Below are 13,914 nucleotides of genomic sequence, written 5' to 3'. Positions count from 1 at the left end.
ATCGGCCTCTCAGATTATTCTTGTAACGGGTCGTGGCCCTGGTCCTCGGTGGGCAGGTGCGCACCGGGAGTGACAATGTTGTAAACGGCAAAAACGCAAATCAACAGGCCGCTAATGGGCAACACACTGTAGACATACCCGATGGGTACCTGCAGGGCCGAAGAGGTCTGCCCCAACTCCAGCATCAGGCTCATCAGGAGCACGCCGCCATACACCATCACCAGCGCCGCAAAAATAAAGCACACGCTGTTGGCAACAATGGCCACCCGACGCTTGCGTACCGGCTCAAGGTTCGCGGTGAGCAGATCCAGGCCCAAGTGCGCACCGGTGCGGTAGGCATACGCTGCCCCCAAAAGACCGATCCAGATCAGAAGAAAACGCGCCAGCTCTTCCGTAAAAGAGCTGGGCGTTGGCAATAGAAAACGTGTGACCACCTGCCAGGTAACATCCAACACCATGACGGCCATCAGGATCATTAAAAAATAACCCAGAAATTTTTCAACGTGGTTCAGTGCAGCATTCATAGTCGATTCTCCCATGCGCTATCAGTAGTCATTTTGCACACGCTGCAGCAGCTCGTACACCGGCTGCCCGCGCAAGGATTCGTGCATGGGCCGGATACTTTCCATAAAGGGCTCTTTATCCGGATAAATCACTTCAACTCCGGCCGCCTTGACCGCATCCAGGGCTTCCTGGGTGGCTTCGTCCCAGAGCTTGCGCTGGAACACCACGGAATCGTCCATGGCCTGTTGCAGCCAGGCTTGCTCCTGCGGCTCCAGGTTGTTCCAAATATGGGTGCTGATCAGCACCACATCGGGAATCGAGGTGTGCTCATTCAGGCTGTAGTACTTGGCCACTTCGTAGTGACCCGACAGGTAAAAACTCGGCGGGTTATTTTCCGCCCCGTCAACGACACCCTGTTGCAGTGCGGTGTAGAGCTCACCCCAGGACACCGGCGTCGGCGCGCCGCCCAGCGTGCTCACCATGCGCATCGCGGTTTGGCTTTCGAGCACGCGAATTTTCATGCCCGCCAGGTCACTGGGATCGTTGATCTGACGATTGACCGCGTAGAAGCTACGGCTGCCGGCATCGTAGTAACCCAGGCCACGCAGGCGCACCCGTTCACTGGACTCGAGGATTTCACGGCCGAGGTCGCCCTCCAGCACATTCCAGAAATGCTCGCGATCGCGAAAGGCAAAAGGGATACTGAAAATCTGGAACTCGCTGACGAAGTTCTCCATGGGGCCGGCAGACACTTTGGTCATGCCCAGGCTGCCGATCTGGAGCAGCTCCATCAATTCGCGTTCATTGCCGAGCACGCCACTGGCATGCACTTCGATGCGCATTTTACCGTCGGAAAGCTCTTCCAGGCGATCGGCCATATACACCATGGCCTTATGCACCGGCGTCTGCTCGTTGAGGTCGTGCGCCATTTTGAGGGTGGTGACTTCGGTAAACTGGTCGCAGCCAGCAGCCAGCACCAGAGCGGCAGCCATAGCCGTCCGTCCCAGCCACCCGAAGGGTCGTTGGAGGTGAATCTTATACATAGTCGTCTCTCACGCCTAATGGTTGCGGTTGGTACCGCGCATCACTGGCCCAGGCCAGTTGTTTTGATTATCGGGAGCCATGATACACGCCCCCACTAACCGGCTCAAACCGCCGTTAACACTACTTTGCGCTCTATTGTCACACGCCCTTACAAATTCCGGATAATGCTCTCCACCATCTTCTTGGCATCGCCAAAGAGCATCATGGTGTTGTCCCGGTAAAACAGCTCGTTCTGGACCCCGGCGTAGCCCGAAGCCATGCCGCGCTTGATGAACAACACCGTGCGTGCCTTCTCCACATCCAGAATCGGCATGCCGTAAATGGGGCTGGTGGGATCGGTCTTGGCCGACGGGTTGGTGACGTCGTTGGCCCCGATCACCAGCACCACATCGGTGGTCTGGAACTCGTTGTTGATGTCTTCAAGCTCAAACACCTCGTCGTAGGGCACGTTGGCCTCGGCCAGGAGCACGTTCATGTGCCCGGGCATGCGCCCGGCCACCGGGTGGATCGCGAAGCTGACTTTCACGCCTTCGTCTTTGAGCTCGTCGGTGAGCTCGCGCAGGGCGTGCTGGGCCTGGGCCACGGCCATGCCGTAGCCGGGCACGATGATCACCGAACCGGCGTTCTTCATGATGAAGGCGGCATCTTCGGCGCTGCCCTGCTTGACCGGGCGGTCGTCGGCACCGGTGGCTGTCGCGGCACTGCTGTCGCCCCCGAAGCCCCCCAGGATCACGTTGAAGAAGGAGCGGTTCATGCCTTTGCACATGATGTAGGACAGGATCGCCCCGGAGGAGCCCACCAGGGCGCCGGTGATGATCAGGGCGTCGTTGCCCAGGGTGAAGCCGATACCGGCGGCGGCCCAGCCCGAGTAGGAGTTGAGCATGGACACCACCACGGGCATGTCGGCGCCGCCGATGGGGATGATAATCAGCACGCCGATCACAAAGGCCAGGGCGGTCATTGTCCAGAACACGGCGGGTTGCTGGTCAAAGCAGAAGTAGACGATCAGCCCCACAATGGCCAGGCCGATCAGGGCGTTGAGCGGGTGCTGGCCCTTGAAGGACACCGGGGCGCCGGAGACCAGGCCCTGGAGCTTGGTGAAGGCGATCACCGAGCCGGAGAAGGTGATGGCGCCGATGGCGGCCCCCAGGGCCATTTCCACCCGGCTGGCGACGTAGATCTCGCCCCCGGGGGCCACGAGCCCAAAGGCGCCCGGGTTGGCAAAGGCGGCCCCGGCCACCAGCACCGCGGCCATGCCCACCAGGCTGTGAAAGCCCGCCACCAGTTGCGGCATGGCGGTCATGGCGATGTTGCGGGCGATGGCGATGCCGATCACGGCACCGATGCCCAGGGCGATAAAGATCCAGCCGTAGGATTCCACCTCGGGCCCGAGGGCGGTGGTGGTGACGGCGATGAGCATGCCGAGCATGCCGCAGTAGTTGCCGGTGCGGGAGCTTTCCGGTGAGGAGAGTCCGCGCAGGGCCATGATAAAGAGCACGGCCGCGATCAGGTACGCCAGTGAGACGACGTTCGGATGTAGTTCAATCATGACGGCCCCTTAGTGTTTTTTCTTGTACATGGCGAGCATGCGCTGGGTGACGGTAAAGCCGCCGAAAATGTTCACCGCGGCCAGGGTCATGGCGATAAAGCCCAACACCTTGGACAGACTCATGTCGGCCGGGCCGACGGCGATCAGGGCGCCGACGATGATCACACTGGAGATGGCGTTGGTCACGGCCATCAGGGGCGTATGCAACGCGGGGGTGACACTCCAGACCACGTAGTAGCCGACGAAGATCGCCAGCACAAAGATGGTCAGTTGGGACACAAAGTTGGCTTCCATGGTTACTGCCCTCCGTCTTGGGCGGCAAAGGCGCTGTGGACGATGCGGCCATCGCGGGTCAGGACCGAGGCGGTGACGATCTCGTCGGCCCAATCGATGGCGAGTTGTTTAGTGGCCTCGTCGTACAGGGGCGCGAGGTAATTGAACAGGTTTTTGCCGTACAGGCCACTGGCGTCGGTGGCCAGGCGGCTGGGCAGGTTGAACAGCCCGATAATCGTGACGCCGCCCACCTGGGTGATCTCGCCGGGGGTGGTCAGGGTGCAGTTGCCGCCCTGCTCCGCCGCCATGTCCACAATCACCGAGCCCGGGCGCATGCTGTGCACCATGGCGTCGTTGACCAAGGTCGGGGCTTTGCGCCCGGGGATCAGGGCGGTGCAGATCACGATATCCTGTTTCTTCAGGGTCTCGGCCACCAGTGCGGCCTGGCGGCGCTGGTAGTCCTCACTCATGGCTTTGGCGTAGCCGCCGGCGGTCTCGGCCTCGGCGGTTTCTTCGCTCTCAACCATGACGAACTTGCCCCCCAGGCTTTCCACCTGTTCCTTGGCGACCGGGCGCACGTCGGTGGCACTGACCACGGCCCCCAGACGCTTGGCGGTGGCGATCGCCTGCAGGCCGGCGACGCCCGCGCCGAGCACCATGACCCGGGCCGGGGCAATGGTGCCGGCGGCGGTCATCATCATGGGGAAAGCGCGGTTGTAGACGTTGCAGGCCTCGAGCACGGCCCGGTAACCGGCGAGATTACTCTGGGAGCTGAGCACATCCATGCTCTGGGCCCGGGTAATGCGCGGCACCAGCTCCAGGGCCACGGCGGTGATGCCGGCCTGGGCGTAGGCCTTGAGGGAGTCAGGGGCATCGTAGGGGGCCATCAGAGCCAGCACCAGCGCACCCTTGGGGATCAGGGCCAGCTCGTCCGGGCCGTCTTCACCGGCCAGGATCGGGCGCTGAACCTTGAGCACGATATCGGCATCGGCCAGCAGGGTCGCGGCGTCGGGCGCCAGAGAGGCACCGACTTCTTCATAGGCGGCATCGGGAATGCGACTGCCCTCGCCGGCACCGGTTTCCACCGCCACCGTGTAACCCAGAGCGATGTACTTTTTCACCGTCTCGGGCGTGGCAGCGACCCGGCGCTCGTGGGCTCGGCGCTCTTTGGGAATCGCGATCTTCATGCATTGTCCTCGTTATTGGTTATCGTTCTTCAGTTCAAGGATAACAACTCGCGGGAATTTTGCCCGAAACCCGGGCAAAATTTATCATTTGAGGGCGCGGGCAGCGCCCGATGGCGACTGCCCGCCGACGCGCGATTTAGACCACGGCGCCAATCTTCCAGGGGTTAAACTCGTTATCACCATAGCCCAGATCTTCACTCACGGTGTGCTCACCGGAAGCGATCGCCAGAACCCGCTCGAAGATATGCTGGCCGCACTCTTCGAGGGTGTATTCACCGTCGAGCACACCGCCACAGTTGATATCAATATCTTCCTTCATGCGCGTATACAAGGGGGTGTTACTGGCCAGCTTGACGCTGGGCACCGGTTTGAAACCAAAGGCTGAACCGCGTCCGGTGGTGAAACACACCACATTGGCGCCCGACGCCACCTGGCCCGTGACCGAGACGGGGTCAAAGCCAGGGCTGTCCATAAACACCAGCCCTTTGACATCGACGTGTTCCGCATACTGATATACACCCGTCATCTGGGTGGAACCGCTTTTGGCCTGTGCACCCAGAGACTTTTCCAGAATGGTCGTCAAGCCGCCAGCCTTGTTGCCCGGCGACGGGTTGTTGTTAAGCTCAAAGCCGTTGCGCTCGGTGTACTCTTCCCACCAACGGATGCGCTCGAGCAATTTCTCGGCGATCTCCGGAGTCTCCGCGCGCTGCGTCATCAAATGCTCCGCGCCAAAAATTTCCGGGGTTTCCGAATAAATCACGGTACCGCCGTTGCGAATCAGAATGTCACCGGCAACGCCCAGCGCCGGGTTGGCCGTGATGCCCGAAAAGGCATCGGAGCCGCCGCACTGGACTGCCAGAGTGAGCTCACTCGCGGAGACGGTTTCACGGGTGTAGCTGTTCACCAGCGGCAACATCTCTTTGATCTGTGCGATACCCTTTTCAATCGAGACGCGGGTGCCGCCCTCTTCCTGAATGGTAAAGGCGTGAAAGGTTTTGGTATCCGCCAGGCCGCTCTCCTCCATCACCCGGCTCACCTGCATGGTTTCGCAGCCCAAGCCCACCATCAGCACACCGCCGAAGTTGGGGTGGCGAGCATAACCATTAAAGGTGCGGCGCAACGCCTCGTAGCCTTCGCCGTCAGAACGCATGCCACAGCCGGTTTCGTGGGAATAGGCAATCACGCCATCGACATTGGGGTAGGCGTCGAGCGCGCCCGGGGTGGAAAAATGATTCGCAATAGCGCGTGCGACTGTCGCCGAACAGTTCACAGTCGTGATGATACCGATAAAGTTGCGGGTGCCCACTTTGCCATTGGGGCGCTTGTACCCCTTAAAGGTGGCGCGCTCGGTTTCGGGAATGAAGGCCGTGGGACGGGCTTCACGGCAAAAGCCGTAGTCCTTGTCCAGATCACCCATCACGCAGTTATGGGTGTGCACATGGTCACCCACCTGAATGTCTTCCCCAGCAAAGCCGATCACCTGGCCGTACTTGCGGATAGGCTCGCCTTTGGCGATAGGCTCGAGTGCCACCTTGTGCATGGCGGGGATATCTGCGCGCAAGCTCAGATCGAATTCAATCAAATTGACACCGGCGGGCAAGGAGGCCTTGCTGACGCCAACGTTGTCGGATTCATGGATGCGAAGGATACTGTTCAAAATTCGGCTGCCTGTAAAAATATGCGGGTTGATCGGTAATTTATCAACATGCTATCACCCCACTTTGATTTACGCAATCATGACGACCTGTTCATGATTGCGCAAGCATTAAGCTTTTGATTTTTGGGGAAAATAGGGTGAATTTGCCACACCTTCTGGTCAAAAAAACCTTATTACCGACAAAATGAAAATGACGCCATCTCCGCGATGTGTCGCCATAACCCCCAATTGATCGACGCTATCATGGCGTTTTTGGCATTGTTGTCAGTCTTGTTATTCTGTGCCATGATTGCCGCGCACTGGCCAAGTTAGGCCTGCTATAACAAGGCTTAGCCTAGCCAATCACAAAAAATAAATGTGGGGAGACAAACACCATGAAACATTTCACCATCAAGCCTTTGGTGCTCGCAATGGCGGTTTCGGCCGTCCCGGCCGTAGCGCAAGCCCAAGATTCCGATATTCTCGAAGAAGTGATTGTTACCGGCAGTTTTCGGGACAGTCTGGCCAACGCGCTGAACCAGAAGCGCACGGCCGTTGGTTCACAAGACAGCATCATGTCTGAAGACATCGGCAAGCTACCCGATATGAACCTTGCAGACTCTCTGCAGCGGGTCCCAGGCGTTGCTATCACACGAGAAGCTGGCGAAGGCCGCCAGGTATCTCTGCGAGGCCTTGGCCCCGAGTTCAACCGCGTGACCATCAACGGCATGGAGTCTGCGTCCGCCACTGACGGCCTGGGCGGCTCGAACCGAAACACCGGTCGTGCTTTTGACTTTAACGTTTTTGCGTCCGAACTCTTTAACCGTATCGATGTACACAAGACTCAGGAGTCGCGCAACGAGCGCGGCCTGGCGGGGGGAATTGACTTACATACCTCCAAGCCTTTTGATTTCGACGGCTTTAACACCTTCTTCTCGGCTCAGGGGCTGTACAACGACCTGAACGAAGAGCTGACGCCGCGCGTGGCGGTAATGGCCAGTAATACCTTTGCTGACGACACCATGGGCCTGCTGGTATCACTGGCCTACAGCGAGCGCGACGTCCGAGTCGATGGTCACACCACGGTACGCTGGCAGGAAAATGATGCGCTGAACGGCGGCGACGGCTTTTTCCCCCGGATCCCTCGCGCATCCACTCGATCCACCAGTCAAGAGCGGCTCGGGATTACCACCTCTTTTCAGTTCCGTCCCAACGATGACTTTGAATTGACTGCGGACCTGCTGGTCGCCAAGCTGGACTCCGCTCGCGATTCCTATGAGTTCCAGGCCGCAATGCAGACCGCTACAGGTAGCATTCAGCCGCAGCACTTGGTGCTTGACACCAATACCGGTGGCGAGCCTGAAATTGTCGCTGCCAGCCTGGAAAACGTCCGGGTTATGTCTGAAGCTGTCCGCGAAGAAGCCAAAAATGACTTTTATCAACTTACCGTCAAGAGCGACTGGGCTCTCAGCGATAACTGGACAATGTCCGCACTGGTTGGCACCGGCCAGTCGGACTTCTCCAAACCCGTTGAGAACACCATGGGCATGGCGACAGACGGACGCTTTGCCTACAGCTATGTGAACGGCCTGGATCCCCGGGACACAGCCCAGACAAGCGCTACCCGCAACATGGACATCCCTCACCTCTGGTTTGACGCGAACCCCGCCGACGCCAGCAGCTGGGACACGACCAATAGCGACCACTACGGCATGAGCCTGTTCCGTCTGCGCTCTGCGGAGATCGAGAACAAGAACAACACTGCCAAGGTTGATTTCAACTACTCTCTGGATTACACCTCCAGCCTGTCTTTTGGCCTGGCGTACAGAAAGTTTGAAATGAATACCGTTGACGCCCGCTCCTCAGGGGCCCAAGAGTCGTACTTCAACGGACCCGATGGCTCAGTCGATGGACTGACCCAGAATATGCCGTTTACCAACTTTGGTAGCGGCCTGGGCGCTCCCGCCGAGTTCCCCAGAAGCAGCTCCTGGTTGTCGCCCGACTACAATGCGTTCATGGCCGAATTTGGCGGTGGTCAAGCGCCGGTCCTGAACGATGCTGGCACTGCCGTGATCTATGATCCCGCTAACCCTCTGGTTGATGGCGCGCGCTCCTTTGGCGTCACCGAGGAAATCACCAGCGGTTACATCCAGATTGATTGGGAATCCGAGTTCCTGGGTAGAACCCTGCGAGGTAATTCAGGTTTACGTATCGCTCATACAGAGACCACCTCAAGCGTATTCAACACCTTGGTATTTGCCGAGGACGCTGGCGCTTATGACGACACTGTCATTGATGCCCTCACCAATGCGACCGCGCTACCTACGGGTGAGCGGCCCAATCCCCTGAACTATTTCGTCAATCAGGAAGGTAGCTACACCGATGTTCTGCCGTCATTGAATCTGGCTCTGGATATTACCGACGACCTGGTCGGCCGCTTCAGCTTCTCGCGCGCGCTGACACGTGCTCCGCTATCCAACCTGTCAACAGCGGTCAATATCAGTGTATTTAACGGCACTGTAGCAACCGGTAATCCCAGCTTGGAGCCCTATCGCGCCGATCAGGTAGATTTGGGTCTGGAGTGGTACTTTGCCAACGATGCCGTACTGGGTGGCACCGTTTTCTGGAAAGATCTGACAACAGACATTTCCCGTGAGAGCACATCTCGTCCGCTCACTGCTCAGGAAATCACCAACTACAACCTTCAGGCGTTTATTGACGACGGTCGTTTTGCTCCCGAAGACGAGTTTGTTTTCAATACACCGACAAACTCCCGCGGTGACGACCTCCTGGGCGCAGAACTGGTGTACCAACAGCCGTTCACTAACCTGCCAGGCATTCTAAGCAACACCGGTATAGCAGCTAACTATACCTTTATCGACGCCAAGCAGGAGTACACTTTCGGCGGACAGACCATATCTGCCGGACGGACTGGTATCTCCAAGCACTCCTTCAACGTAGTCACTTACTATGAAGTAGACGACTGGGGTACTCGCCTGTCTTACAACTGGCGCGATGAGTACCTGTTGGCGACCGGTAACAGAAACGGTCTTGACTCCGAAGGCAGAAAGGCTGCTGCCTACCTGGACATGTCTGCTTTCTACCATGTCAACGACAGCCTAACCGTTTCCTTCGAAGCGCTTAACATGCTGGATACCTTCGAAAGTGACTGGGTCGGTGTCGACAACAACCTGCCGGTAAACTACATGCATAGCGGCCGGCAGTTCATGGTTGGCATCCGTGGTAGCTTTTAACGAGCCTTCCTGATCAGACCGCCGAGTGAGCTCGGCGACTCTGATCACCAGCAACAAAAAAACCCGGCTGGAAGCAGCCGGGTTTTTTAATGCGTGCCAATCGCGAAGTCTAGTCTTCGTTACTGGGCTTACCAATAGTCGCAAGGATACCGCCGTCAACATAAACGATCTGACCGGTGACAAAATCACTGGCCTTCGATGACAGGAAGACCGCTGCACCCTGAAGATCATCCGGATCGCCCCACTTACCGGCCGGCGTGCGGCTGATAATAAACTCGTTCATGGGGTTGCCATCAACGCGAATCGGCGCGGTCTGACTGGTCGCGAAGTAACCGGGGCCAATGCCGTTGACCTGCACATTGTGCTTGGCCCACTCGGTGGCCATGTTGCGGGTCAGCATTTTCAAACCACCCTTGGAGGCCGCGTAGGCGCCCACGGAATTGCGGCCCAGCTCGCTCATCATCGAGCAGATATTGATGATCTTGCCCTGGCGGCGCTCCACCATACGTTTGGCCACCGGGCGGGTCATGGTAAACACGCCCACCAGGTTGGTGTCGATCACTTCCTTGAATTCTTCCACTGGCATATCAAGCATGGGGACGCGCTTGATGATACCGGCATTGTTGACCAGGATATCGATAGGACCAACTTCTTTCTCGATCTTGTCCACCGCCGCAATCACTTGTGCCTCGTCGGTGACATCAAAGCGATAACCCACGGCTTTGTAGCCCGCCGCTTCGTACTCCTTCACAGCCTTGTCGATCTTCTCTTGCGATGAGCGACCGTTGACCACGATGGTGGCTCCAGCGCTGCCCAGCCCCATGGCTATAGCCATGCCCAAGCCGTGGGTGGCACCGGTAACCAGGGCCACCTTTCCATTCAAATCAAACAGGGGATGACTCATTACTCTCTCCTAATTGGGTAGTCTATCTTTCAATCTCGCTCAGAACCAAGCTTAACGCAACTCGTTGGGCTGATGGAAATCCATATCGGTGTAATCCAGGTTCTCGCCGGCCATACCCCAAATAAAGGTGTAGTGGGCGGTACCCACGCCGGAGTGCATGGACCAGGGCGGGGACACGACCGCCTGCTCATTGTGAATCCACAAGTGGCGGGTTTCTTCTTTCGGGCCCATAAAATGGCAAACGGCCTGATCTTCCGGCACATTGAAGTAAAAGTAGGCTTCCATCCGGCGGCTGTGGGTGTGTACCGGCATAGTGTTCCAGATGCTGCCCGGTTGCAGCTCGGTCATCCCCATCTGCAGCTGGCAGGTCTCGACCACGCCGTGGATCAGCAGCTGGTTGATGCGCCGCTCGTTGCAGGTTTCCGAGGAGCCCATTTCCAGCACTTTGGCGTCTTCCATACCAACTTTTTTGGTTGGATAGGCGTGATGGGCCGGCGCCGAGTTCATATAAAACTTGGCTGGCTGCTTGGGATCGACACTCCGGAAAGTAACCTCTTTGGCACCACGGCCAATATAGAGGGCATTTTTAAAGTCCATCTCGTACTCGGTGCCGTCAACGCTGATCACACCCTTGCCACCGACGTTGATGGCACCCAGTTCACGCCGGTCGAGAAAGTGATCGGCTTTCTGTTGATACACCGGGTCGAGCGCAATGGTTTTGTTGACCGGCCTGGCGCCGCCCACCATGATGCGCTCGTAGTGGGTGTAGGTAAACAGCACTTCATCGTCGGCAAAGATTTTTTCAATCAAAAAGTGCTTGCGCAGCTTTTCGGTATCGTAGTGCTTGAAGTCGTCCATATGAACGGCAAAACGCTCTTCAATAATTTTCATGGCTTACACCTGTCATAACAGTGGATGTGTGTCCCAACAACAGAAAACTCGACTGCCCGCCCGCAAGGGCTTGCAACCGAGTTTTGGGCACGGTTGGCGCGCCCAAGGCGCGCTCGTGCTTATTGTTCTTCTTTCAAGAGGCGGTAGGTTTCAATGCCCGCCAGAATGAAGGGGCCGTTGCCTTTGGGGTCATTGCGTACAACCCGCTCGGTCATGTAGTAGTCGAAGCTGCCGTCGCGGCCGAAACCCAGGCCGCCTACCAGGCACTGATTCACCACGCTGATGGTGTCATCCGGGTGAACCAGAACAAACTCTTCGATCAGACCTTCATAGACTTGCACGGCCACATCGCGGTACGACTCAGGCAGGTAGCCGTTGCGCACCGCTTTGGAGAAGAAGTAAGAGAACATGGCTGAGCCAGACGCTTCACGGTAGTTACCGGTACGATTCGGCTGATCCATGACCTGATACCAGGTCGCGGTTTCCGGGTCCATATGGTCCACCAGGGCCGGCGCCAGCTCGCGAATAGAGCGCAGGATCGGCTCACGCATGTCGTCACGATCTTCCGGCAGGAAGTCCAGAATGTCGACCAGCGCCATGGCGTACCAGCCCAGGCCACGACCCCAGAAGTTGGGGGACAGGCCGGTTTCCGGGTCGGCCCAGAACATTTCCCGGGCTTCGTCCCAAGCGTGGTAGTAGAGGCCGGTCTCGGGATCACGCAGGTGTTCGTACACCAGCTCGAACTCTTTGACCACTTCCAGCAGCGTCGCTTCCTGCTCTTCGCCCTCTTCAAACATCATGGCGTACTCGGCCATAAAGGGCATGCCCATATACACACCGTCTAGCCAGATCTGGTGCGGATAGGTCTGCTTGTGCCAGAAACCGCCTTCACTGGTGCGCGGGTGCTGGCGCAGCTGTTCGCGCAGAATATCCGCGGCTTTGCGGTACTTTTCCTCGCCAGTTTGCTGATACAGACGCAAGACCACTACGCCCGGCTTCACATAGTCAATATTGAAGCTGTTGAAGGAGTAGTTGCGAATCTCACCGTCATCGGTGATGAATGTCCCGGTGTTTTCATAAGGCACGCGAGCAAAGTCATCGCGCGGCGCAACTTTGTTCAGTTCGTCGTAGGCCATTGGTTGCAGGCCGATAATATCGTACTCGAACTTGGGCACACGGCGGCGGTTGGTGTCCCAGCCATCGGCGTGATAAAGCCAGGTTTTACGCTCAAGCTCGGAACTGGCCAGACCTTCAGCCCACTGCAGCGCCCACTCGGGGGTCCTGTCACCGGCTTTGGCCTCGCGGGTCATTTCGGTGTTCAGGCGAATACGCGGCGTGATGGTCAAACGATCGATCTGCTCATCCAGGTAGGCGACAAACTCATCTTTGGTGGTGATGGCATCGCCGTGCTCACCGTCCCAGGCCGCGAGGAAATAGTACTCCACTTCGCCAATCTCCGGGGTTTCGCTGGTGGTGCGCATGACCGAAACGTAGCTGTTGTCGTCTTCGACTTGCGAGGTGCGATGGCTGCGACGATAAATGACCGCCATGCCGAGCATGCTGTCGTCGTCGCTCAGGCTCTGTTGGCCCCAGCTCGCGGTGTAGGTCCAGGCATAGCCCGTACTATCCAGATTGCCTTGCAGCAATTCGGTGCCCGGGTGTTTGACCATCCCGATAGCGATATTCGGCAGTTGCTCAGACAGGGTCAGGCGCGTGTGCACCAGACGGCTGCCGGCATTCATGGCCAGGTGCGCGCTCATATCGACTTTCTGGTCATTGATTTCCCAACCGTGGTAATCGATTTTGAACGCAGAGTAGAGCGGACCATCTTCAACAATAGTGACTTCGCGCTGATCGACGTCTGATACCAGCTCAACCTCACTGCCGTTCCAGAAACCGTAGCCGCCGATGCCCAGAGACAGACCGACCTTGAGGATATCCATCCCCCAGTCCTGCATCTCGTGGTAGGACTGGTAGCCGTCCAAGCCGGTTTGCTGAAGCGTCATTTCCGGCGTTTTCTTACCGAAAATATCAAAGCCGTTGCGCCAATCCAGGTAGACACGGTAGCCGACTTTGTCGGACTCGATGCCTGGACCTTCATAACGGATCCACTCGGAGTGATCGGTGTACTGTTCTGGCGGGACCAGGTGATCGACATTCTGGAAGTCACCGCCGATGTACTTCTGCCCGTCCCATTCGCCACCCACTTTGTGGGAAATTTCGGCTTGCGTCTGCTTGGGCAGATTATCGCGCTGGGCGGCAAGCGTGCCGTCAATCACGATCTCAATGTCACGAATTTGCTCCGGGGCAAAATCGATGGCCACCAGCAGAGTATCGATCTGACCGTCGCCATTGATATCAACCAGCTGACTCGGCAAGACTTCGCCATTCTCAACGGCGGCCAAAGCGGCCACGCGCGGATCGTCGAGCGCCAGACCGATATCAGTCAGCGGGAATTCGATGGGTTCTTGCGGACGCGCGAAATGGGTGGGGTTGGCCACCTCGGCCGAGGCCAGCACCTTGGCCGAGGCATCTTGCGCGGCCGGCGGGGTGGTCTGGGTCGAGCGATCCGAGTCGCAACCCGCCGCCAGGGCCAGCAGCGCGGTACCCGCCACCAGGGCGGAAAACCGTGTTTTGGTCGTGGTTAGCATCACTGGTGTTCACCTTTTTTG

Annotated in this window: 10 protein-coding genes; 1 reads left to right on the top strand and 9 read right to left on the bottom strand. The window is 57.9% G+C overall.

Annotation, left to right across the window (positions count from 1 at the left end):
• Positions 1-14 precede the first annotated feature (14 nt).
• From DKW72_RS13610 to DKW72_RS13585, 6 genes are all read right to left on the bottom strand, one after another.
• Positions 15-524: a TRAP transporter small permease gene (locus tag DKW72_RS13610; protein WP_198411363.1), complete on the bottom strand. Its 510-nt coding sequence runs from the start codon at positions 522-524 to the stop codon at positions 15-17.
• A gap of 21 nt (positions 525-545) precedes the next feature.
• The gene (locus DKW72_RS13605; protein WP_111642927.1) at positions 546-1,496 is read right to left on the bottom strand and encodes a TRAP transporter substrate-binding protein; all 951 of its coding nucleotides are present in this window, start codon (positions 1,494-1,496) and stop codon (positions 546-548) included.
• 200 nt (positions 1,497-1,696) lie between these two features.
• A complete protein-coding gene (locus tag DKW72_RS13600; protein WP_111642926.1) occupies positions 1,697-3,097 on the bottom strand; it encodes an NAD(P)(+) transhydrogenase (Re/Si-specific) subunit beta in 1,401 nt (466 codons plus the stop codon).
• Between the two features lie 9 nt (positions 3,098-3,106).
• A complete protein-coding gene (locus tag DKW72_RS13595) occupies positions 3,107-3,391 on the bottom strand; it encodes a proton-translocating transhydrogenase family protein (RefSeq protein WP_111642925.1) in 285 nt (94 codons plus the stop codon).
• 2 nt (positions 3,392-3,393) lie between these two features.
• On the bottom strand, positions 3,394-4,557 hold the full coding sequence (locus DKW72_RS13590) for a Re/Si-specific NAD(P)(+) transhydrogenase subunit alpha (protein WP_111642924.1): 1,164 nt from the start codon (positions 4,555-4,557) through the stop codon (positions 3,394-3,396).
• A gap of 136 nt (positions 4,558-4,693) precedes the next feature.
• Positions 4,694-6,214: a UxaA family hydrolase gene (locus tag DKW72_RS13585; protein ID WP_111642923.1), complete on the bottom strand. Its 1,521-nt coding sequence runs from the start codon at positions 6,212-6,214 to the stop codon at positions 4,694-4,696.
• Between the two features lie 374 nt (positions 6,215-6,588).
• On the opposite strand from DKW72_RS13585, the gene DKW72_RS13580 reads away from it, so the two are divergent.
• On the top strand, positions 6,589-9,447 hold the full coding sequence (locus DKW72_RS13580; RefSeq protein ID WP_111642922.1) for a TonB-dependent receptor: 2,859 nt from the start codon (positions 6,589-6,591) through the stop codon (positions 9,445-9,447).
• Between the two features lie 109 nt (positions 9,448-9,556).
• Here DKW72_RS13580 and DKW72_RS13575 read toward each other — a convergent pair whose 3' ends face one another.
• From DKW72_RS13575 to DKW72_RS13565, 3 genes are all read right to left on the bottom strand, one after another.
• Positions 9,557-10,351, bottom strand: coding sequence for a gluconate 5-dehydrogenase (locus DKW72_RS13575; RefSeq protein WP_111642921.1), 795 nt, complete (start codon positions 10,349-10,351; stop codon positions 9,557-9,559).
• 51 nt (positions 10,352-10,402) lie between these two features.
• Entirely contained in the window at positions 10,403-11,242 is an 840-nt protein-coding gene (gene kduI / locus DKW72_RS13570) for a 5-dehydro-4-deoxy-D-glucuronate isomerase (protein ID WP_111642920.1), read from the bottom strand.
• 119 nt (positions 11,243-11,361) lie between these two features.
• The gene (locus DKW72_RS13565) at positions 11,362-13,893 is read right to left on the bottom strand and encodes a glycoside hydrolase family 88 protein (RefSeq protein WP_111642919.1); all 2,532 of its coding nucleotides are present in this window, start codon (positions 13,891-13,893) and stop codon (positions 11,362-11,364) included.
• Between the last annotated feature and the right edge of the window lie 21 nt (positions 13,894-13,914).

Source organism: Marinimicrobium alkaliphilum (assembly GCF_003259155.1).
Lineage (GTDB): Bacteria > Pseudomonadota > Gammaproteobacteria > Pseudomonadales > Cellvibrionaceae > Marinimicrobium_A > Marinimicrobium_A alkaliphilum.
This window is presented reverse-complemented; position numbering and strand designations above follow the sequence as displayed.